The following is a 23,937-nucleotide window of genomic DNA, read 5'->3' on the forward strand; positions in this document are numbered from 1 at the left end:
GCGGGTGTAACTCAATGGTAGAGTGCTAGCCTTCCAAGCTAGTTACGAGGGTTCGATTCCCTTCACCCGCTCCATTTTTTATTTTTTGAGAAGATATTTTATAAGGAATTCATATTTCGCTTTTGCACCCATAGCTCAGCTGGATAGAGCGCTGGACTTCGAATCCATCGGTGGCAGGTTCAAATCCTGTTGGGTGTACCATGAATGTAGTGATATCGACGATTTCAGTAGGTGAAATCGTTGGTATTTTTTATTTTATTCTTAACTTTTCATTAATGATGAGATTTACTCATAATCAATAATATTATAGAAATGATAGAGTAAAAAAATAAGCACTGATGAGTTAAATCAATAGTGCTTATTTTAATATTGAAAGTTATTTTTCAACTGTAATTTCCGTATTATGCTTATTTATCAAATAACAATATAAATTCTTAACAAGAATTTTAACAATGTTATATATAGGAACTGCAAGGAAGGCTGCGAAGAAGCCTCCAAAGTATACACTTATGGTAACTACTAAAATAGTTGTCAGTGGATGCATATTCAGTTGGTTACCAGTGATATTAGGGGTTATAACATTGCCTTCTAACTGTTGAACAACAACTGTAAGAATTATTATTTTAAGTACCATACCAAAGCCCATACTTAAGGATATAAGGATGGCTGGAATAATTCCCAGTATTACACCTAAGAAAGGAATAAAGGCAGTTATAAGAGAAAATAGAGATAGAACAAGAGCATTAGGCATTCCGATGATTACATAACCTATAAACATAAGAACTCCGATGACACAAGCAACCATAATCTGTGAAGTAATGTATTGTTTTAATACTGTATCAATTTCATGAAGTATTTTCAATATAATACTTTTAAATTTTCTTGGAAGAAAGGAAGTGAAAGTATTATATATTTTTTTATCATCTTTAAGTATATAAAACATTATTATTGGTATTAAAATCATCTGAGCTATAAAATTACCTATAGAACTAGCAAATACATATATGTTTTTACTTATGTCTGTAAAAGAATTTACTAAATAGTTAGCGGCTTTTTGAAGTAATTCACCAATATTTAAAAATTCATTAATTTGTGGAAATAAGTAGCTATATTTATCAGCTAAGTTCTGCACGGACTCAATAATAGCTATGGTTAAACTTTCACCTTGAGTAGCTATTATTGATGAAGAATATATAAGCATATATACAATTAATACTATTATCAATAGTATTGAAAGGGCTGTAGCTATTCCACTTGATAATTTCCTATTTTGAAGAAATCTTTTAACAGGTCTCACTAAATAGTAAAGAAAAATTGCTAAAACTATAGGTATAAACATAGCATTAAGAATTGTAGTTATAGGAGATAGTACAAAATTCATTTTACTGAAGAGTCCTATAGCTAGCAGAATTAAATTTATTATTAGAAGAATTTGTATTATTTTAGTAAAATTTTTATTTTTATTCATTTTTTCCTCCTTTAATTTAAATTTTGGAATGGTAAAGACTTTGAGATTTATTTAACTTTAATTAAGTTAATGCCATTATATGTAATAACATAAATGATTAAAAAAATACATGCTAGAAAATTAAAACTAGCATGTTAGTTTTCTAGTTTATTTAGTTGTGCAAGGTAGAAAGAATTTTAGGGTATTCTTCATCTACAGCTCTAAATATTATAGAAAGCATTTGGAAAACTAAATCTGCATCAAAGTTATTATTAAAGGGTAGAGATACTTTTGCACTTATAACTTCATTATCCTCATAAAAGGATACATATTTATATGTAGAGTTTAATTCATTGAATAAAGCATATAACTTATATTTATCTTGATCTTTAGATATAGAGGCTATATTAAAGCAGAAGATGTCAGCTAATGTATCATCATCTCTTAATGATATAACAGCTCTTCTATCTTGTCCACCGCCTAGAACTGGCTTAGTAACTCCGTTTATAGTGATCTTTTCAGGAAATGAAAAGATGGTAAATTCATCTACATTGAGTCCTTTGTTTAATGGAAGTCTATGTTCTTCTATATATTTTTCAAATTCTATAGCATTACTTCTCATACTATTTCCCCCTTGAATAAAATTTATATAAATATATTTTGAATATTATATATATTATAATGTATTAGTAATTATCTCATAAAAGAGATGGTTAGTAAATAGAATTGTATAACTTATAAGTATATGATTTAAATTATAGTTTATTACTAACCTGTGGATAAATCTGGGGATTATGTGGAAAAAAATGTAAAAATATTAACAGGTTAAGAAATTTTACTCTTTTTACTCTGTTGAACTTTAGATATTAAATAATCTTGAAGTTGACTACAACTTTCTTTATCCATTTGATTTACACCATCTAGCCTATAGTCTATACCTAAACTCTCATACTTATTTATACCTAAAAGATGATAAGGTAATAATTCTATTTTAGCTACATTAGGAATTTCTTCATTTATTATATTAGCTATTTTATCCATATGCTCTAAAGTATCTGTATAACCAGGAACTACTACATGCCTAACCCATACACAAGTTTTAGACTTTCTAAGAGCTGACAAGAATAAGTTAACATCTTGTGTATCCCTACCGGTAAGAGTTACATATCCATCACTATTAATATGCTTTACATCTAATAAAACTAGATCAGTATACTTTAATATTTCATCATAGTCACCATGTCCATAGCCAGCGGTATCAATAGCTGTATGAATACCTAGTTCTTTGCATTTTTTTAATAATTCTAATAAAAATTCAGGTTGAACAAGGGGGTCTCCACCAGAGAATGTTACACCACCTCCAGAAGGTTGAAAATAGGGTTTAAATCTTATAATTTTATTTATAATTTCATCAGAAGTGACTTCCTTACCATCTTTTAAGTTCCAAGTATCTGGATTGTGGCAATAAGCACACCTTAATTTGCATCCTTGAAAAAATACTACAGTTCTTATACCAGGACCATCAACTAAGCCCATGCTTTCTATTGAGTGAATTCTACCAGTTTTCATTATAAAGCCTCCTTCTAATTTAATTTAATTTAAATAATATAATTAACTTTATACAAAAAATAAATTCTATAATTTCTCTATAAAATTAATTTAAGTTCCTTTCAAAATACTAAATATAGTAGAGATATCTAACTAAGATATCTCTACTATGTTGTTATAATTAATTCTTTTTAGTCAGATTACATTGATGCGTGGAAAGTTCTGTTAACAACATCTAATTGTTGCTCTCTTGTTAATTTAATAAAGTTAACAGCATATCCAGAAACTCTTACAGTCAACTGAGGATATTTTTCTGGATGATCCATAGCATCTAATAAAGTTTCTCTATTAAATACATTTACATTTAAGTGATGAGCATTTTGTACAAAATATCCATCTAATAAGTTACTTAAGTTTGATATTCTGTTTTCAGAGCATTTTCCTAAAGCATCTGGAATAATTGAGAAAGTATTAGAAATACCATCTTGAGAATATTCATATGGTAATTTAGCTACAGAGTTTAGAGATGCTAAAGAACCGCTATTATCCCTTCCGTGCATAGGATTAGCGCCAGGAGCGAATGGCTCGCCAGCCTTTCGTCCACAAGGTGTTGAACCAGTTTTTTTACCATAAACTACGTTTGAAGTTATAGTAAGCACTGATTGAGTGTGATATGCATTTCTGTATGTTTTGTTCTTTTTAATCTTATTCATCATAGTTTCAACTAAGTATACTGCTATATCATCAACTCTATCATCATCATTTCCGTATTTAGGGAAGTCACCTTGAATTTCAAAGTCTACTGCTATTCCTTGTTCATTTCTAATAGGCTTAACTTTAGCATATTTAATTGCAGATAAAGAGTCTGCACATACTGAAAGTCCAGCTATACCACATGCCATTGTTCTAAATACATCTCTATCATGTAAAGCCATTTGTAAAGATTCATAAGAGTATTTATCATGCATATAGTGAATAACATTCAATGTATTAACATAAAGTTTAGCTAACCATTCTACCATAACATCGAATTTTTCTATAATTTCATCATAGCTTAAGTATTCAGAAGTTATTTTTTCCATCTTAGGAGCAACTTGTACTCCGGATTTTTCATCTATACCGCCATTTATAGTATATAGTAAAGTCTTAGCTAAGTTTACTCTAGCTCCGAAGAATTGCATTTGCTTCCCAACTTTCATAGCTGATACACAACAAGCTATAGCGTAGTCATCACCCCAATAAGTTGTCATTAAATCGTCATTCTCATACTGAACAGAGCTTGTATCAATAGATACTTTTGAACAGAAATCTTTAAATCCTTGAGGTAATCTTGTTGACCATAGTACAGTTAAGTTTGGCTCAGGTGATGCTCCTAATGTATATAATGTATTAAGCATTCTGAAAGAGTTTTTAGTTACTAATGTTCTTCCATCTAATCCCATACCACCTATTACTTCAGTAACCCAAGTTGGATCTCCGGAGAATAGGTTGTTATAATCAGAAGTTCTTAAAAATTTTACTAATCTTAACTTCATTACAAAGTGATCTACAATTTCTTGAGAATCTTTTTCAGTAAGAATGCCATTATCTATATCTCTTTGAATATATATATCAATGAAAGTAGAAGTTCTACCAAGAGACATAGCAGCACCATTTTGTTGTTTTATTGCACCAAGATACCCAAAATATAACCATTGAATAGCTTCTTGAGCATTTTTAGCAGGAACTGATATATCAAATCCATAACTAGCTGCCATTGTTTTTAACTCGTTAAGAGCCACTATCTGATCGGATAATTCTTCTCTTAATTGAATAACATCAGCATCTATAGTACTAACTTCTAAGCTTTTCTTTTGTTGAATTTTATCTTCTATTAATCTATCTATACCATATAAAGCAACTCTTCTATAGTCACCTATGATTCTACCTCTTCCATAAGCATCTGGTAAACCTGTTACTATACCATATTTTCTAGCCAATTTCATTTCATCTGTATAAGCATCAAAAACTCCCTGATTATGAGTCTTACGATGTTTTGAGAATATTTCAGAAATTAAAGGGTCGATTTCATATCCATAAGATTTAGCTGCAGTTTCAGCCATTCTTATTCCACCTTGAGGCATAACAGCTCTTTTAAGTGGAGCGTCAGTTTGAATACCAACAATTTTTTCAAGATTCTTATCTATATACCCTGGGTTATATGCATCTATCTTAGATATGGTTTTAGTATCAACATCTAAAACGCCACCGTTTTCTATTTCTTTTTCAAATAATTCGCTTACTTTGTTCCATAATTTATTTGTAGCTTCTGTAGCACTTGTTAAAAATGATGCATCACCTTCATATGGAGTATAGTTAGTTTGAATGAAGTCTCTTACATTAACTTCCTTTTTCCAAATTGTGCCTTTGAATCCATTCCATTGAGTAAACATATATAATCCTCCTAAAAAATAATTTTTAATAAAATCAAAGTATAAAACAGATTTAGTTTATTTGTTTTATGTACTAAAATTATTAATTAATAATTTTGATTTGATTTTAATTTTATTTCCATCTGTTATAATTATACAACTATAACAGATGGAAAACAACAGTTTTTTTAATAGGGATAAAAGATTAAAAATTCAGAAAATTAAATCAAGTAAAGGATTAAATTTCTAAAATTTAGTAAAAAGATAATTGCAAGAAGGCATTTAACAATTTTCATTAAAGGTTAATCTAAAGATGGATATAACAGCTTAAATGAAATTTTGAAACAGAGAGAAGTTAATTTGTTGTAAAACATAATTTGATATATTAAAGTAATACAGTAATGATAATTGGAAACATAAAACAAAAAATAAAGCTGGTTAATATAATTAAATAAATTAATTGTAAATTTAAATTGATTTGGTATAAAAAAATGTTAATTTATAATAAGTTGAGTTATAATAAGTTATAAGAATATAATTATTAATCAAAATGTATTATTAAAATAATAAAGTTAACTATGGAGGTAAAAGCTGTGAGGAAAAAGCCAAGTATGTTTAGTAAAGATTATCGCAGACAGTTAAAGCTGAGGCGTATAAAATATATGATTATATTTTTGATTATAATAATGGTTATTGGGATAACTGGATTAGTTTTTACTAATAGAGAAGGAATAGTGGCTATAAAAAAATTTTTCATTAAAGAAAGAATAGAGGATAGTAACCATAAGTCAGAAGAAAATAAGAATAAAACTGAAGAAAGTTCTGAAGAGGAAAGTGTTTTAGAAGAAAAGTCTACTAAAACCTATTCAGATATAGTTCTTAAATCAGGAAAAAAAATTACTATTAATTATGAAGAAAAAGATCAAGTTAAGAAAATCAACACAATTGATTCAGATTCACAAGTTAAATGTAGTATAGCCCCATCTCAAGAAGTGATTTTAATTTTAGACAAAGAAGCTCAAGATATGTATATTGTAAATAGTAAAGAGAAACTAATAAACATCACCAATGAACAGTATGTGTCAACTACTAATGAAGTATTTAAAAAGGAAAATGTATTAAAATATAATCCTTCTTATAAATGGGTTGAAAGTGCTCAATTTATTGACAATACACATATTGCATATTCTAGTAGCTTGCCTTGGATAAATAATAGTGATGATAAGTATTTGTGGATATATAATATGGAGAGTAATACTCATAGGGCATATTATAATGTAAAAGGAAAAACTTTTGAAGTGGGACAAATAACAGATAAGGGTCTTACTATATCTTTAGATAATAAAGAAATAATCGTGGATAAAAATGGTAAAATAATTGAATAAATATATCATGGCAAAAAGTATTGTACATAATAATAGTATTATTGTATAATTTATTAGGTAATATTTAATTTATTATCATAAATTTAGAGAATGATGATGTATCTGACTAACAGTTAAATAATGAAATGTACTATTTACTTTACTAAATTTATGTTATAATTTTAAGAAATACAGAGTTGGGAATATTAGGAGGAAGAAATAATGAACGTTAAAATGGAGAAGCTAGAAAAAAACGTTGTTAAATTTGAAGTAACAATAGGGGCAGATAAATTTGCAGAGGCTGTTAAAAAATCTTATGGAAAAAATGCGAAAAAATTCAATGTGCCTGGATTTAGAAAAGGTAAGGCTCCAATGAATATAATTAAACAATACTATGGTGAAGGTGCATTATATGAGGATGCTATAAACTACATATATGAAACTACTTATCCAGAAGTATTAGCAGAAAATAATATAAATCCAGTAGATTATCCATCAATTGATATTGTTCAAATTGGTGAAGGCAAGGAATTTATATATACTGCTTCAGTACCAGTAGTACCAGAAGTTGAATTAGGTGATTATAAGGGAATAGAAGCAAAGAAAGAAGAAGTAGTAGTTACAGATGAGGATGTAGAAAATAAATTAAAAGAATTACAAGCTCAAAATACAAGAGTAGAAGTTAAAGAGGGAGCTGTTGAAAAAGGTGATATAGCTGTTATAGACTTCAAAGGTTATGTAGATGAAGTTGCTTTTGAAGGTGGAGAAGCTAAAGATTACGAATTAGAAATAGGTTCAGGTAGCTTTATTGATAACTTTGAAGATCAATTAGTTGGATTAATAGCTGGAGAGTCTAAAGACGTAAACGTTAATTTCCCAGAACAATATGGAAAAGAGGATTTAAATGGAAAACCAGCTAAATTTGAAGTAACAGTTAAATCTGTTAAGAAAAAAGAATTACCGGAGATAACTGATGAATTCGCTAGTGAGGTTTCTGAATTTGAAACTTTAGAGGAACTTAGAAATAGTATAAGAGAAGAATTAGTAAAAGCTAACGAGTTGAAAGTAATAAATGAATATGAAATGGCTGTTATAGAAACTGTAGTAGCTAATGCTAATGTAGAAATTCCAGATGCTATGGTAAATAGAGAATTAGATGGAATGCTACAAGATTTAGAGAATAGATTAAAGTATCAAGGTTTAGATATAGAAAGTTACTTCAAGTTTACAAATACTTCAGAAGCTGACTTTAGAGAACAAATGAAAGATATAGCAACTAAAAATGTTAAAAATGAATTAGTATTAAGTGAAATTGCTAAAGTTGAGAAAATTGAGGCATCAGAAGATGAGATAAGAGAAAAAGCTACAGAGATTGCTAGCAAGTATGGTGAAGCTGAGAAATTGGAAGAAACTGTTGATAGATTAGTTCAAGTTCAAAGAGAATATCTTGGAACTCAAATAGTAAATGAAAAAGTTAAGAACATGATAATGGAAAATAGCAAAACTATTTAAGTTAATTAATAATTGCCAGTATATACTGGCAATTATTTTAAATAAAATAGGTTAAAATAATTTTAATGAGGATATAATAGTAAATATTCTAATATATTTACAATAGTAAGGAGGTTGTAATTATGAGTTATATACCAATGGTTGTAGAGCAAACGGGTAAGGGCGAGCGATCTTATGATATATATTCTAGATTATTAAAAGAAAGAATTATTTTTTTATCTGATGAAGTAAATGATGTTACTGCTAGTTTAATTGTAGCACAACTTTTGTTTTTAGAGTCAGAGGATCCAGATAAGGATATATATCTATATATAAATAGCCCTGGTGGTTCAATAACTTCTGGAATGGCAATTTATGATACGATGAACTATATAAAGTCTGAGGTTTCTACAATTTGTGTAGGGATGGCTGCATCTATGGGAGCTTTTTTACTTGCAGCAGGACAAAAGGGAAAAAGATATGCGCTTCCTAACAGTGAGATAATGATACATCAGCCGTTAGGTGGATTTAAAGGTCAAGCAACTGACATTGATATTCATGCTAAAAGAATATTAAAGATAAAAGAAACTCTTAATGAAATATTAAGTGAAAGAACAGGCAAGCCTTTAGATAAAATAAAACAAGATGTTGAAAGAGATTATTTTATGTCCGCGGATGAAGCTAAGGAATATGGATTAGTAGATGAAGTAATTGTTAAAAAGAAATAGCTTTAAAGGGGTGTCAACATGCCAAGAAATGAAGAAAAGAAAAAATTTAAATGTTCTTTTTGTGGAAAAAGTGAAGAGCAAGTAAGAAGACTTATTGCAGGTCCAGGTGTATATATTTGCGATGAGTGCATCGAGCTTTGTTCTGAAATCATAGTAGATGAAAGAGAAGAGGATGTCCAAATTGACATGGGCACATTACCTAAACCTAAAGAAATTAGAAAGTATTTAGATCAGTATGTAGTAGGGCAAGATGATGCTAAAAAGGCTTTGTCTGTAGCAGTGTATAATCATTATAAAAGAATAAATTCTAATGTTATGGATAATGATATAGAACTACAAAAAAGTAATATACTTCTTTTAGGACCAACAGGTTCAGGTAAAACTTTATTAGCTCAAACACTAGCAAAAATGTTAAATGTACCTTTTGCAATAGCAGATGCTACAACTCTTACGGAAGCTGGATATGTAGGTGAGGACGTAGAAAATATATTATTAAAATTAATTCAAAACTCTGATTATGATATAGAAAGAGCTGAAAGAGGCATTATCTATATCGATGAGATTGATAAGATTGCACGTAAGTCTGAAAATCCATCTATAACTAGAGATGTTTCTGGTGAAGGAGTTCAGCAAGCTTTGCTTAAAATTCTTGAGGGAACTGTATCTTCTGTACCACCACAAGGAGGAAGAAAACATCCACATCAAGAGTTTATCCAAATAAACACATCTAATATATTATTTATTTGTGGTGGAGCTTTTGATGGATTAGAAAAAATTATAACAAAGAGAACTCAAAAATCAGCCATGGGATTTGGTGCAGAAGTGGTGTCTAAGGAAAAACAAGACTTAGGAGAATTATTTAAGCAAATAATGCCAGGTGATTTACTGAAGTTTGGATTAATTCCAGAGTTTGTAGGAAGAATTCCTGTAATAGTAACTTTAGATAACTTAGATGAAGATGCTCTTGTAAAAATATTAAGTGAACCTAAAAATGCATTAGTAAAGCAGTATCAAAAGTTATTAGAAATTGATGATGTTAGACTTGAATTTGATGAAAATGCTCTTATAGCTATAGCTAAAGAAGCAATAAAGAGAAGCACAGGAGCAAGGGGATTAAGAGCAATAATAGAAGATATAATGCAAGAAATAATGTATGAGATTCCTTCACGTGAAGAAATAGAAAAGGTTATAATTCATGAAGAAACTTTAAATACAAAGATTCCTGAATATATCATTGCAGACAATGGAAAAAGAGAACCTTTAAAAATAGATAGTAAAAAGAGTGTAAAGAGAACACCTGAACTTGCATAATATAAAAACTGCTGAATTTCAGCAGTTTTTTCTTGTTATAGAATATTAATCCAATATATTGTGAATAATACTATTGTGACTTAAATAATTAGTAAAGGGAGGGAAGATTAGTTTGCTTATAAAGTAGGCTAATATTGATATGGAACCAGTAGCGATTTTAATTATGCTAATACAACTATTAGTTACAATAGTAATGGGAATTTACTTCTTTAATGCATTAAAGGGACAAAAATCATCTAAGATTACAATTAATAAGGAGAACACTAAAGAAATTGAAAAGCTGAGAAAGTTAAAAAGTATATGTTTGACCGAGCCTCTAACAGAAAAGAGTAGACCTAGAAATTTTGAAGATATAATTGGTCAAGAAAAGGGGATTAAGGCTTTAAAAGCAGCCATATGTGGTCCAAATCCTCAACATGTTATAATATATGGACCTCCAGGAATAGGAAAAACAGCAGCAGCAAGACTGGTATTAGAAGAGGCAAAACTAATTCCAGCTTCACCATTTAAGGCAACTTCTTCTTTTGTAGAAATTGATGCTACAACTATAAGATTTGATGAAAGAGGAATAGCGGATCCATTAATAGGATCAGTTCATGATCCAATATATCAGGGGGCGGGTCCATTAGGTGTTATAGGGGTACCTCAACCAAAACCTGGAGCAGTTACAAAAGCACATGGAGGAGTTCTATTTATTGATGAAATAGGTGAATTACATCCTATAGAAATGAATAAGTTATTGAAAGTGTTAGAAGATAGAAAAGTATTTTTGGATAGTGCATATTATAATAGTGAAGATCCTAATATGCCATCTTATATTAAAGAGATATTTGAAGAAGGACTTCCTGCTGACTTTAGATTAATAGGTGCAACAACTAGAAGTCCAGAAGAAATAGTTCCAGCTATCAGATCTAGATGTGTAGAAATATTCTTTAGATCCCTAGATGGGGATGAAATAGAGGTAATTGCAAAAAATGCGGCAGAAAAAATTGAAATATCAATAGAAGAAGAAGCAGCAAAATTAGTTGGAATGTTTGCTAATAATGGTCGTGATGCTGTAAATTTGGTTCAATTAGCCTGTGGAATTGTAATTAATGAAAATAGAAATACTGTTAGTATAAATGAAATACAATGGGTTATTGAGAATGGTCAATACTCACCAAAGCCTAATAAAAAAATATGTGCGAAACCAAAGGTTGGTTATGTAAATGGACTTGCGGTATATGGTTCAAATGTTGGATCTGTAATGGAAATAGAGGCAACAGCAACTAAGGCAAGAGAAAGAGAAGGAATAGTAAAAATAACAGGTATTGTTGAGGAAGAGGAATTAGGAGATAAGGGTAGAAAATTAAAACGAAAAAGTACAGCAAGAAATTCTATTGATAATGTAATTACAGTGTTGGAAAGAATATATAACATAGATACAAAAAAATACGATATACATGTTAATTTTCCAGGGGGAATACCTGTAGATGGTCCTTCTGCTGGAATAAGTATGACTACTGCAATCTATAGTGCAATAACAGGTAGGAGTGTAGATAATAATACAGCTATGACAGGAGAAATATCTATTCATGGTGAAGTAAAGCCAGTTGGTGGTGTTACAGCTAAGATTACTGGTGCTATAAAAGCAGGTGCAACAAAGGTTTTAATTCCAAAAGAAAATTGGCAAGAGGTATATAAAGATTATAAAGATATAAAAGTAATACCGGTAAATACTATAAAGGAAGTAATAGATGAAGCAATAATAAAAGATCAAATTCTTCACATAAGTGTAGAAAAAAAAGAGCAAGAGTTTGAATTGAATATGTTACCTCAATTAGATGCCTAAATATAATCCCTATAGAAGTTCAATGGATAAAACTTTTATAGGGATTATTTAATTGAAAAATTATATTTTTATAGGTATAATATACTAGTCTAATTATAATTAATACAATAACGACATATCATTTAGATATTTTGTTAAAGTAGGAATTTCTTTTATAAGTTGTATTTTACAATAAAAAAGAAAACACTGCCCTGCCCTGAAAGATTCCTATATAAATACTTTAGGTTGAATTATTAGTTTGAGTAAACTAGGTAAGATTTTATAATGTGAAATTAAGTAAGATTAAATAATAGATTAGATAGAAATGAGGAGATATTATGGAGAATCAAATAATGAAACTTCCATTAATTCCCCTTAGGGGATTAAGTATTTTTCCACATATGGCTTTAAACTTTGATATAGGAAGAAAGAAATCTATAGAAGCAATTAATAGAGCCATGGATGAAGATCAGAAGATATTTATAATAAGTCAAAGAGAAGCAACTACTGAAAATCCAACTGAAAAAGATATATATAATGTTGGATGTGTATGTACAATAAAGCAATTTATGAAGTTGCCAGGTAATCACTTGCGAGTATTAGTAGAGGGAGAATATAGGGCTAAACTTGTAAAATATTTAGATGAAGATGATTGTATAAGTGCAGAAGTTGAAGCCGTTGAAGAGTTGGATATAGAAGATAAGACAGAATCTGAAGGATATAAAAACTCACTAAATGATATGTTTATTAATTATTTAGAATTAGCTGGTGAAGAATTTAAAGATTTAATAGTGGAATTAGAAGCAGAAGAAGATAATAGTGTATACTGTGATGTAATAAGTGCATTTCTACCAGTAAAGGCTGATGTAAAGCAGGAGTTATTAGAAATTATTTCAATTAAAGAAAGAATGGAAAAATTATTAGTTATTCTAAAAAAAGAGATTGAAGTTGTAAAAGTAGAGAAGCTTATAAGTAATAAAGTTAAAGCTAGAGTAAGTGCATCTCAAAAGGAGTACTATCTTAGAGAGCAACTTAAGGTAATTCAAGAAGAGTTAGGAGAAGAAGATGAGTTTGGAAAAGAAATAACTAATTATGAAAAAAAATTAGGGCAAATTAAATTACCTAAAGATATTAAAACTAAGATCGAATTTGAAATCAATAGACTTAAAAATATTGGGCCTTCATCCCAAGAGGGATCAGTTATAAAAACTTATTTAGATACTATTTTAGGTATGCCGTGGAATAAGCTAACAAAAGATAATTTAGACTTAACTAATGCTAGAAAAGTTTTAGATGAGGAGCATTACGGACTAGAAGATGTAAAAGAAAGAATTATAGAATATTTAGCAGTTAGAAAAATGAGTAAATCATTAAAGTCACCTATAGTATGCTTAGTTGGACCTCCAGGAGTTGGTAAAACATCTATTGCAAAATCAGTGGCTAATTCACTAGGACGAAAATTTGTAAGAATGAGTTTAGGTGGAGTAAAAGATGAGGCTGAAATTCGAGGCCACAGAAAAACTTATGTAGGAGCAATTCCAGGACGAATTGTATCTGCATTAAAGGAAGTTGGTTACAAAAATCCAGTATGTCTTTTAGATGAAATAGATAAAGTATCAAAGGATTATAAAGGAAACGTAGAAGATGCTCTTCTTGAGGTGCTAGATTCAGAACAGAATAAGACCTTTAGAGATCATTATATAGATGTAGAGTTTGATTTGTCAAAAGTATTATTTATAACTACAGCAAATACTTTAGATACTATATCTAGACCACTATTAGATAGAATGGAAGTAATAGAGGTTTCGGGCTATACTACAGAAGAAAAATATGAAATAGCAAAGAAATATTTAGTACCTAAAGTTATGAAGGAATATTCTGTGGAAGATGGTCAGATTATAGTAAATGAAAGTGCTTTAAGAACTATAATAAATAGATATACAAGAGAATCAGGAGTTAGAAATCTAGAAAGAAAGATAGCTTCAGTAATAAGAAAATCTATAACCGAAATAATGGAAAGTAATAAGAAAAAAATAACTATAAATTCTTTAACTGTTAAGAAGTATCTAGGTTCTGAATTATATAGCTATGATGATTTAGATAAAGAAGATAAGATTGGAGTAGTCACAGGTCTTGCCTGGACTGGATATGGTGGTGATACACTTCCTGTAGAAGTAGCAGTAATGGAAGGTGATGGTAAGCTTCAACTTACAGGTCAATTAGGAGATGTAATGAAGGAATCAGCTAAGGCCGGTTACAGTTATGTAAGGGCTCATTGTGACATGTATGGTATAGATAAAGAATTTTATAAAAATAAAGATATACACATTCATATACCGGAAGGAGCTATTCCTAAGGATGGTCCATCCGCTGGAGTTACTATGGTTACAGCTATGGTTTCTGCTTTAAGCAACAGAAAAATAAAATATTCAGTAGCTATGACAGGAGAAGTTACTTTAACTGGTAGAGTATTACCTATAGGGGGACTTAAAGAAAAAAGTCTGGCCGCTTACAGAATGGGAATAAAAACTATAATTATCCCTAAAGCTAATGAAAAAGATTTAAAGGATATACCAAAAGTTATAAAAAATAAAATAAAATTTATACCAGTAGAAAAAATTGAAGATGTATTGAAGAATGCACTAGTTGGAGAAGATAAAAATGGAAATTAAACAAGCAGAATTTAAAACTTCGGCTGTAAAGCCCACCCAATATCCAGAAGATGGAATGTGTGAAGTTGCCTTTGTTGGTAGATCTAATGTAGGAAAGTCTTCACTTATTAATACTTTAACAAATAGAAGAAAGTTAGTTAAGGTAAGTGGTACACCTGGCAAAACAAGACTTATAAATTTCTTTACTATAAATAATAAGCTATACTTTGTAGATTTACCTGGATATGGATATGCTAAAGTATCAAAAAGTGAGAAGGCTACTTGGGGAAAAATGATGGAACAATATTTAATAAATAGGCCAGAATTGAAAAAAGTAGTTATTTTAGTGGACTGTAGGCATAAACCAACTGGTGATGATATAATGATGTATGAGTGGATTAAGCATTATGGTTATGAAGTTATAGTTGTAGCAACTAAAAAAGATAAGTTAACTAAAAGTGAATTACAGAGAAGTGCTAAGGTAATAAAAGAAACATTAAAGCTTGGAAAAGAAGATAAATTATTATTATTCTCTTCTTTAAAAAAGGAAGGAAAAGAAGAATTACTTGAGGAAATATTTAAAGACTTAGGAATTGAGTAAAATAATATTGATTTACTTTTAAACATATAAGTATATATGTAATTAAAGAGGGGTGTTTATTTGAAGATATTAGGAAATTTATTTATTATATTTATGCTTTATATTTTACCACTAGTATTTTATCTAAGAACAGTGAAAATAAAAAGAAATTCTAAGCTAATTAAAATTATAGTAATTATAGCATATATATCATTGTATTTCTTATTACCGGAACTTTACAATAATATATTACCTTTTGTTTTAATAATTTTTATCTTAGCTAATTGGTTTAGTTCAAAATGTAAGAATGATGATTATATAAAATATAGGTTTTCTTTAGGTGACTTTAGAATAGGTAAAGCATTGATATATGTGTTATTAGCTTATGGATTTATAATAGTGTGTGGTTTATTTTGGTTTTTATTACTATTATTATTAAAGATACCTATTGAACGACAACAAGTTATAACTATGCTAAATAATTATGATTTAGTTTCTTTTATAATAACCATTCCTTTTACAGTTATTTTTGCACCAGTGGTTGAAGAATTCGTTTTTAGGTACTTATTTTATGGTAAGTTTTTAAGAAGTAGACTTAAGGGTGAGTTTGGATTTATAATATCTGCATCTATTGTTAGTATATTATTTGCATCTATTCACTTTAGTATTAGTGCTTTTGCTTCGTTATTCGTAGTAAGTTTTTTTAACTGCTATCTAATTGAAAAGGAAGGGTTTTGGTATTCAGTATTTACCCACTTATTTGTTAATGGAGTTTCTACTGTTATATTACTTCTAAGCAAGATAATTTTATAGTAATAAGATAATAAAAAGTCATCTCATAATTTTNNAAAATTATGAGATGACTTTTTTATCACCGATTTTATGGAAAAACATATATTGTAGTAAAGAGGCTTAGGAAAAACACACTAAAAATACTATAGATTAAATATATAAAAAACTTCAAAAATGTAATTATCAGTGTCAAAACTTAAGCAAAATCATATAGTGTATTATACAAATGATGATATAAAAATGTAAATATAATAGGAGGATAAAAACTATGAGTGACTATTCAAATCTATATCAGATGTTTGGCGGAAACTGTACAGATGGAAACCCTTCTCAAAGCTTTGGATTTGGAAGTGGAAAAATACTAATTTGGATAATATTAATACTAATTTTCTGTAGAGGTGGATTCGGAGGAAACTGTGGATTCGGTGGATTCGATGGAAACTGTGGTTGCGGCGGAAATAATTGCTGTTGTGATCCTTGTGATTGCTCATGCTGTTGCTGTGAACCGTGCTGCTGCAAATGTAAAGAATATTGCTGCTGCTGTGGCGGAGTAAGAAAAGATTGTAAAAAACAAAAGCATTATATTATAGAAACTGCTTCATGTAACCCATGTTGTAGCCCATGCTGTAATCAAAATCAATGCTGTAATCAAAATCAATGTGGTGGTAATAATTGTTGTTTTGGGAATAGCGGCTTTGGTGGCTTTGGTGGATGCAATATATGTCAAATAATTCTTATAATAGCTATTTTTCTTATAAGAAGAACACCTCAACAAGTATGTAAACCATGCTAAAGAATAAAGTATACAAGAAGCATATAGATAAGAAAACGATAAATAAAGATTGGAGGAATGAATAAATGTGTGGATATTCAAATAATAGATGTAACTCACAAGCATGTACTATTCTTTTAATAATAGTTATTCTTGCAAATCAAGGATTATTAGATGGTTCATCAAAGTCTAAAAATGCATTAACATTACTTTTCTTATATTGGTTATGTGGATTCAATGGTGGATGTGGAAGTAATAACATGTTAGGAAACTGTAACTATGGATCAATGTGTGGAAACCAATGCTCATGTAGATGTGGATGTGGATGTGGATGCAAATGTAAATGCTGTAAGTGTAAATGCAAAGAAAAAAAATGCAAATGTAAAAGAATAAAAGTTTGTTGTGCATAGCACATTAAACATTAAAAATTAACAAAAGTTATTAAGTAATTAATCTATGATAATTAGAAAGTACACTTCACAAGAAGGAGGAATTTATGATGTGTGGATGCGGAAATATAGGAAATTCAGGTTGTGGCTTTCAACCATGTACAATTCTACTATTAATCGTAATTCTAAAAAATCAGTGTTTGCTAGACACAGAATGTAATTCAAGTGCTAGAAATGCATTAACTTTAATATTCTTATATTGGTTATGTTGCTCTGGTGGATTTGGATTTAATAGAGGGAATGCTGGATTTGGCCATAATAACTTTAATAGTGGATGTTGCTGCAGAAAACAATGCTGCTGTAAATGTTGCTAAACTATAAGATGTTTAAACAAAAGTAAGGACTGCTTATAAAAGTAGAAATAACAATGGATAAAGAATGATGTAAACCATGGCCCAGTATAGGGGGGTTTCTAGAAAAGTAAGAAAATTAGCAGTCCATGTTATTCATGGATTGCTTTTTTAAAATTTTATAATAAGTAAAGAGGTGAGTAGATGGGAAAGCATAAGCATAGAAAAAGAGATAGAGAAGAAAACTATGTGCAAGAGCAAAATAATAATGGATACTTTGGAGGATATAATGGTAATAATCCAATGAATAATAATATGGGCATGAATGCAATGAATATGGCTACTAACTTAGGTGCAATGGGAATGAATAATCCAGGTGGAATGAACAACCAAATGGGAGTGAACAACCCAATGGGAATGAACAACCAAATGGGAATGAATAATCCCATGGAAATGAATCCTATGGGTATGATGAATCCTATGAATAATATGGTAGGAAATAATCCTTTGGCTAGCATATTAGGAGGCATGGGCGGAAACTTTAATGGTATTCTAGACTTGCTTAGCAATTTAGGCATAGGCGGAGGTAACACAGGGGATAGTGGCGATTTAATTAGCATGATATCTTCTTTATTAGGAGGAGGTAATACGCAAGCACCTTCTAATAATGTAAACAATGGTAATAATTCAGTAAATAATTATAGTTCTATAGAACAAATTTTATCTCAGATTAAACCAGAGGATATAGAACAATTAAAAACACTGCTACAGAATATGAATTCTAATAATTATAGTGATGGTAATAATGTCAATAATGAAAATGTTGAAGAGTATACAGAGATAAAAAAAAAAGATAAAGAATCAGTAGATGAAATATTAGCTAATCTTGACTTTAATGCCATATTGAATAACATGAATAACTTGGAGTTTTCACGAATAGATTTTTCCAATGTAGATTTAAATAATTTAGACATAAATGACATTATAAAAAGTGATGAGTTTTCAGAAGAAAATATTACTACAGTAGATGAAGCAGATATAATTGAAGAGAACATATTTAGAGATGAAAAAGGGTTAACGGAGGAAGAGTACAATAAGATTATAAATATATTAATTAGACTCATTGATCCAAATAAGATTAAATTATTACAAAAAATTTTTCAATATAATAATTTAGAAAAAGACCAAAATATTTAAAAGAGATGTATATAAAATATAATTTAGTCAATAATAAAAATGTAATGGAAGTTAAAATCTCCATAAACCTCTAGAAGTAATTTTAGAGGCCCCCCCATCCCCCTGGGACCGTTAGGTCCCATTTTTATTTTTTGAATATAATAATTCTAATAATGGGAGGAGAAAATTAAAAAGGTAAAATAGCTTAATATATATTGACAGAGGTGATTTTAAATGGAAAATCATTATCATTATATTTATTTATCATTAAATTTATAGTTAGATTACTTACTTTTTTACTATCCGATGTGCTTATTACTCTAAAGTTTAATATCCAATTTTCACAGGTTATATTTCCTGTATTATCCCAAGCTAAATCTGTAAAATAACCATCTTGAAATTTATAATAATTTGATCCATTAGCAAGCCTAAAAATACTTTCTAAATCTGAACCACTTATTTGAGAATAAAAATAGTTGGGAACAGAGAAGTAAGGGTCAGGCAAACTTTCTATTAGGCATATAAAGTTAGTTATAGTATCTTTGCCTGGTAAAGATGTAGTTAGATTATTATCAAATTCTTTAAGGGAGCCTCTATTATATAAATATCCCTTTAAATTAATATTATTATCTTGAAAGTTACCTGATACAATTTTAGGAATTCTACTATTAGCACTATCGATAAATCCTAATAAATTATTGGTAGAACAAAATATGTCATCATATCCATTACCATTCCAAGAAAAAATATGTTGAACAGCTTTATTATGAAAAGAGCTTTGAATAAATATTTCTTTAGAATTATCTCTAGAAATATCTAAGGTGGATACCCTTACAGGCCAATACGTGCAGTATTCTCCAAGAGTCTGCAAATTTTTATCATAGTTTAAACTATAGGTTTCATTACTATTTAAATTTACCTGAGCTAATAAGTCGNNATGGAATCTTTTTTATTATCATTATTTAAATCTTCATTAATTACAATATTTTCTTCAGATAAGTTGAATACATTTTTCTCTTTTAAGTTATCTTCTTCAAAAAATAGTTTTAAAAAACATAAAGTAGCTAATACAAATAAGAATATATTAAATAATTTAGTATACAAATTATTTTTCTTATACACTATAATCACCCCTCTATAAATTATATGTGTAAAGAGAGACAATAATTATTAAAAATTAGACAAATAAAAAAGAGATTAGATAATCTAATCTCTTATTTTGATTTCTTGCACATGGGGCATAGTCCATAAAAATATACTTTATTAGAAATAATCTCATAATCTGTATTATCTTTTACACTAGAATTTAGAAAATCAAAGTTAACACCTTCTAAATCATCTACCCTAGAGCATTTTATACAATGTATATGAGGATGTGGATCAGCAAAACCATCATATCTAAAGTTGCCTTCTCCAACATTAATTTCTTGAATTAAATTAACGTCTACTAAAACCTTTAGCGTTTTATAAACTGTTGCTAAACTCATGGTTGGATACGCTTCTTTTAAAGCTTTATGAATTGTTTCAGCTGATGGATGTTCTTTTGTTGATTTCAAGTAATTGTATACGGCTATACGCTGAGGTGTAAGTTTCAGTTTTTTTTCTTTGAAAACCTGGGTAAAATTAATATCCATTGAATCACCTCTATAGTTATTTATTATAGATATTATATAATAAATATTATCCATTGTCAAAGGGAAAGAATGGATAATGATTATTATATAATATAGCTATATTATAGCAATTATAATAAAATATTTATATAAATTTAAAAAATTAATTCAATTAATAAGAAGTAACTCATATATTATAGTATAAGAGAGGAGGAGAATGACTTGAAAAAAACATATGTATTAGATACTAACGTTATATTATATTCATCAGGAGCATTATTATCTTTTGGTAATAATGATGTAGTAATACCAGAGGTGGTATTAGAGGAGCTGGATGATTTTAAAAAAAATAAAACTGACCTTGGGTTAAATGCTAGACAGGCATCGAGAATTATAGATGGATTAAGAAAGTTAGGAAATTTGAATGAAGGAGTACCTCTTCCTGGTGGCGGTAAATTAAGAATAGAGACTAATTGCTTAAATGCAGAAGTTCCAAAGTTTTGGGATAGAAATAAGGCTGATAACAGGATATTACAAGTATGCAAGGCATTAAAAGATGCTGGGGAAGATGTTATATTAATTACAAAGGATACCTTTGAAAGAATAAAAGCAGATATTGTTAATGTGAAAAGCGAAGATTTTTACGAGAAGGTAGTTCCAGCTGGAGATGATCAGTATACTGGTAGAATCGAAGTCTATGTTTCACAAGATAAGCTTTCAGAATTCTATTCAAAAAAGGTTATATCTAAAAATGATGTAGTATGTTATCAAGAAGAAAATGATGAGTATTATACTCCTACCCTTTATACAAATCAATTTTTAGTTATGCATTCCTTAGAAAATAAAAAACAAAGTGCCTTAGGCAGATTTGATGGAGAAAATATAGTGCATTTGCATTATAAGGATAGCAAACCTCTTGGATTAAGTGCTAGAAATGTAGGACAAAGATTTATGCTAGAGTGTCTATTTACATCATCTAATATGGCTCCTTTAAGTATAGTAAAGGGTCCAGCAGGAACAGCCAAAACATTATTTTCTTTAGCAGTAGGATTACAGAAAATCATAGAAGAAGAAACAGGTGAATATAGAAAGATATTAGTATGTAGACCTAATGTAACTATGGATGAAGAAATAGGTTTTTTACCAGGTACTGAAGAGCAAAAAATATCCCCATTTATGAGACCTATTTTTGATAATTTAGAAGTTCTAGTGGATTCAGATGAAAAAGAAAGATATAAAAATGAAAAAGAGTTACAAGATAAGGTAAATGAATTATTTGATAGAAGGATTATAACCACTGAAGCCATAGCATATTTAAGAGGTAGATCAATAATAAGACAGTGGGTGATTATTGATGAGGCTCAAAATCTCTCTCCAAAGCAAGTAAAGGCTATTACAACTAGGGTAGGTATTGGAACAAAACTTATACTTATTGGAGATCCAGACCAAATAGATCACCCGTTTATGGATTCTAGATCTAATGGGTTATGTTATGCATCTGAAAGAATGAAAGGTAGTAAATTGTGTTACCAAGTAACTTTGAAATATGATGAATGTGAAAGATCACCACTATCTTTTGAAGCTGCTCAACGTTTGTAGTATAAATCACAAGTTTATTAGGATATAATAATTTTTATAGTATTTATATAATAGTAAAGAATCGATAAGTATTTTATAATATTTATTGGTTCTTTTTTGGCTCTGTAGTTAATTAAAATGATAAATGTTACAAATGCTCCAATATATTATTTAAGAAAATTGATTAATACATGGAGTGAGTATAGCTAAAATTACACCTATTTAGAATGTTACATATGGAACTATTTAAATATATAAATATTTAAATAGTTAACTAGTTGTTTTATCCATGCGAGTTTCAGCTATTTTTGTATTTTAATAGTGCAATTAAGTCTATAGTAAAGATATAATACAAATATTTTTTATTAAATTAAGTAGTTCAACAAATAATAAAAATTTTATATTAATAAAAGAATTAAAAAAGATTGATAAAAATATGATATACTAGGAGTATTGCAGAAGGAGTGAAAAGGATGAACAACAATTATTTATTGGGAAGGATCTTAGTTATACCAGCAATTTTAGTTGCATTTACATTCAAGGGATACATTCAATCTAAAATTGCTATAAAACTTGGTGATGATACCCCAAAAGAGTATGGGAGAAACACTTTAAATCCTTTGAAGCACATCAGTGTATTTGGGTTTATATTTATGCTTATAATAGGTTTTGGATGGATAAAACCTGTAGAAATTAATAAATCGAATTTAAAAGATTATTATAAAGATGATTTTAAAATAAGACTTGGAGGACTTCTAACTACTTTGACTATAGGATTTATAGTTACAATAGCTCTAGCTTTATATGTCAAGTTTATACCAGGAAATAGTGATATTAAGTATATAATATATTTAATTATCCAACAAACAGCTATAATAAATTGTTCTTGGTTTGTATTAAATTTATTACCTATACCAGGTTTTGATGGATTTAGCATAATAGTAGATATATTAGGAGATAAATCTGAAAGATTTCAAACAATAATGTATAAAAATAATATGTTAGTATTTATTATATTAGTTCTACCTATTATAGGTGGATTTTCAATTTTAGATTATGTAGTTGGAATACCAGGCCAGCATATATATGATATTTTTGCAGCTATAGCCACATATTTATTTTTATAGAGTTTATATAGACAAAATAAATATATAATATAAATTAATAAACTAATACCGAGGAGAGAAATTTATGAGACTTAGAAAAAAGCATTGGGCAAGACCAGAATTAGAAGCTAGTGATATTGTAATATATGATAAATATGGTCATTGCGGAAAATGGAGAGACGAATTTGAAAATAATAATCCTATTCATTTAGAGTTAGGTTGTGGTATGGGAGGACATATTAGTCAACGTGCAATTAAAGATAGAAATGTAAACTATATAGGAATAGATTTAAAAGATGAAGTTGTAGTATATGCATTAAGGAAAGTTATGGCATCATTTGAAGGAATAGAAAGAGCAAAGGATATAAATGCAAGACTCATAGTTCTTAATATAATGCTTATAGACAACGTATTTGGTAAAGATGAGATAGATAGAATATATATAAACTTCTGTAATCCTTGGCCGAAAAAAAGTCATAACAAGAGAAGACTTACATATACGAAATTTTTACAATCATATAAAAAGTTCTTAAACCTAAATGGAGAGATATGGTTTAAAACCGATGATGTAGATTTATTCAATGATTCTCAAGAATACTTTAAAGAAGCAGGATTTTCTTTAGAATTTATAACCTATGATTTACATAATAGTGGGTTTAAAGATAATGTAGTTACAGAGTATGAAAGCAAGTTTACAGCTATGGGAATGAAAACTATGTTCTTAGTGGCAAGATTAAAATAAAAATAAGAGGCAAGATTTAGCTTTATATTGATGTTGAATCTTGTTTTTTTATTTTTATAATGTATTTAATCTATAGAT

The 23,937-nt window shown here is 28.9% G+C and carries 21 protein-coding genes and 2 tRNA genes; 17 read left to right on the forward strand and 6 right to left on the reverse strand.

What is annotated here, in order from left to right:
- Both B3630_RS01535 and B3630_RS01540 read left to right on the forward strand, forming a co-directional pair.
- A tRNA-Gly gene (locus B3630_RS01535) sits at positions 1-74 on the forward strand.
- 50 nt (positions 75-124) lie between these two features.
- Positions 125-201 (forward strand) — tRNA-Arg (locus B3630_RS01540).
- Positions 202-376: 175 nt separating this feature from the next.
- Here B3630_RS01540 and B3630_RS01545 read toward each other — a convergent pair.
- The 4 genes from B3630_RS01545 to pflB all read right to left on the reverse strand — a co-directional run bounded on the left by B3630_RS01545 (position 377) and on the right by pflB (position 5,427).
- Positions 377-1,468: an AI-2E family transporter gene (locus tag B3630_RS01545; RefSeq protein ID WP_346894900.1), complete on the reverse strand. Its 1,092-nt coding sequence runs from the start codon at positions 1,466-1,468 to the stop codon at positions 377-379.
- A gap of 151 nt (positions 1,469-1,619) precedes the next feature.
- Positions 1,620-2,069, reverse strand: a complete 450-nt coding sequence (locus tag B3630_RS01550; protein WP_346894902.1) for a YbjN domain-containing protein — start codon at positions 2,067-2,069, stop codon at positions 1,620-1,622.
- 203 nt (positions 2,070-2,272) lie between these two features.
- Positions 2,273-3,016, reverse strand: a complete 744-nt coding sequence (gene pflA / locus B3630_RS01555; RefSeq protein ID WP_346894904.1) for a pyruvate formate-lyase-activating protein — start codon at positions 3,014-3,016, stop codon at positions 2,273-2,275.
- 179 nt (positions 3,017-3,195) lie between these two features.
- A complete protein-coding gene (gene pflB / locus B3630_RS01560; protein WP_346894906.1) occupies positions 3,196-5,427 on the reverse strand; it encodes a formate C-acetyltransferase in 2,232 nt (743 codons plus the stop codon).
- Positions 5,428-5,999: 572 nt separating this feature from the next.
- Between pflB and B3630_RS01565 the strand changes: the two genes are divergently transcribed.
- The 12 genes from B3630_RS01565 (at position 6,000) to B3630_RS01620 (ending at position 18,841) form a co-directional block, all read left to right on the forward strand.
- Positions 6,000-6,791, forward strand: coding sequence for a hypothetical protein (locus B3630_RS01565; RefSeq protein ID WP_346894908.1), 792 nt, complete (start codon positions 6,000-6,002; stop codon positions 6,789-6,791).
- A gap of 201 nt (positions 6,792-6,992) precedes the next feature.
- Positions 6,993-8,282: a trigger factor gene (gene tig, locus B3630_RS01570; RefSeq protein ID WP_346894910.1), complete on the forward strand. Its 1,290-nt coding sequence runs from the start codon at positions 6,993-6,995 to the stop codon at positions 8,280-8,282.
- Between the two features lie 122 nt (positions 8,283-8,404).
- Positions 8,405-8,989 carry an ATP-dependent Clp endopeptidase proteolytic subunit ClpP gene (clpP, locus tag B3630_RS01575; RefSeq protein WP_346894912.1) on the forward strand — a complete coding sequence of 195 codons (585 nt, stop codon included), beginning with the start codon at positions 8,405-8,407 and terminating at the stop codon, positions 8,987-8,989.
- Between the two features lie 18 nt (positions 8,990-9,007).
- On the forward strand, positions 9,008-10,300 hold the full coding sequence (clpX, locus tag B3630_RS01580) for an ATP-dependent Clp protease ATP-binding subunit ClpX (protein WP_346894914.1): 1,293 nt from the start codon (positions 9,008-9,010) through the stop codon (positions 10,298-10,300).
- A 139-nt stretch (positions 10,301-10,439) separates the two neighbouring features.
- Positions 10,440-12,131, forward strand: a complete 1,692-nt coding sequence (gene lonB / locus B3630_RS01585; RefSeq protein WP_346894916.1) for an ATP-dependent protease LonB — start codon at positions 10,440-10,442, stop codon at positions 12,129-12,131.
- A 317-nt stretch (positions 12,132-12,448) separates the two neighbouring features.
- Entirely contained in the window at positions 12,449-14,782 is a 2,334-nt protein-coding gene (gene lon / locus B3630_RS01590) for an endopeptidase La (RefSeq protein WP_346894918.1), read from the forward strand.
- Positions 14,772-15,362, forward strand: a complete 591-nt coding sequence (gene yihA, locus B3630_RS01595; RefSeq protein WP_346894920.1) for a ribosome biogenesis GTP-binding protein YihA/YsxC — start codon at positions 14,772-14,774, stop codon at positions 15,360-15,362. The genes lon and yihA overlap by 11 nt, the downstream gene beginning before the upstream one ends.
- 60 nt (positions 15,363-15,422) lie before the next feature.
- Complete coding sequence (locus tag B3630_RS01600) at positions 15,423-16,154, forward strand: CPBP family intramembrane glutamic endopeptidase (protein ID WP_346894922.1); 732 nt, start codon at positions 15,423-15,425, stop codon at positions 16,152-16,154.
- A 247-nt stretch (positions 16,155-16,401) separates the two neighbouring features.
- Positions 16,402-16,926, forward strand: a complete 525-nt coding sequence (locus B3630_RS01605) for a hypothetical protein (protein ID WP_346894924.1) — start codon at positions 16,402-16,404, stop codon at positions 16,924-16,926.
- 65 nt (positions 16,927-16,991) lie between these two features.
- Positions 16,992-17,315, forward strand: coding sequence for a hypothetical protein (locus B3630_RS01610; protein WP_346894926.1), 324 nt, complete (start codon positions 16,992-16,994; stop codon positions 17,313-17,315).
- Between the two features lie 86 nt (positions 17,316-17,401).
- On the forward strand, positions 17,402-17,668 hold the full coding sequence (locus B3630_RS01615) for a hypothetical protein (protein ID WP_346869350.1): 267 nt from the start codon (positions 17,402-17,404) through the stop codon (positions 17,666-17,668).
- Between the two features lie 180 nt (positions 17,669-17,848).
- Positions 17,849-18,841, forward strand: coding sequence for a hypothetical protein (locus B3630_RS01620; protein WP_346894928.1), 993 nt, complete (start codon positions 17,849-17,851; stop codon positions 18,839-18,841).
- A 184-nt stretch (positions 18,842-19,025) separates the two neighbouring features.
- Here B3630_RS01620 and B3630_RS01625 read toward each other — a convergent pair whose 3' ends face one another.
- Both B3630_RS01625 and B3630_RS01630 read right to left on the reverse strand, forming a co-directional pair.
- A complete protein-coding gene (locus tag B3630_RS01625) occupies positions 19,026-19,691 on the reverse strand; it encodes a hypothetical protein (RefSeq protein ID WP_346894930.1) in 666 nt (221 codons plus the stop codon).
- 343 nt (positions 19,692-20,034) lie between these two features.
- The gene (locus B3630_RS01630; protein WP_035135687.1) at positions 20,035-20,454 is read right to left on the reverse strand and encodes a Fur family transcriptional regulator; all 420 of its coding nucleotides are present in this window, start codon (positions 20,452-20,454) and stop codon (positions 20,035-20,037) included.
- A 201-nt stretch (positions 20,455-20,655) separates the two neighbouring features.
- On the opposite strand from B3630_RS01630, the gene B3630_RS01635 reads away from it, so the two are divergent.
- From B3630_RS01635 to trmB, 3 genes are all read left to right on the forward strand, one after another.
- On the forward strand, positions 20,656-22,032 hold the full coding sequence (locus B3630_RS01635; RefSeq protein ID WP_346894931.1) for a PhoH family protein: 1,377 nt from the start codon (positions 20,656-20,658) through the stop codon (positions 22,030-22,032).
- Positions 22,033-22,484: 452 nt separating this feature from the next.
- The gene (locus tag B3630_RS01640; protein ID WP_346894933.1) at positions 22,485-23,138 is read left to right on the forward strand and encodes a site-2 protease family protein; all 654 of its coding nucleotides are present in this window, start codon (positions 22,485-22,487) and stop codon (positions 23,136-23,138) included.
- A 64-nt stretch (positions 23,139-23,202) separates the two neighbouring features.
- A complete protein-coding gene (gene trmB, locus B3630_RS01645) occupies positions 23,203-23,859 on the forward strand; it encodes a tRNA (guanosine(46)-N7)-methyltransferase TrmB (protein ID WP_346894935.1) in 657 nt (218 codons plus the stop codon).
- Positions 23,860-23,937: the final 78 nt, after the last annotated feature.

Source organism: Clostridium sp. UBA7503, from assembly GCF_002477055.1.
In the GTDB taxonomy this organism is placed as follows: Bacteria; Bacillota; Clostridia; order Clostridiales; family Clostridiaceae; genus Clostridium_J; species Clostridium_J sulfidigenes.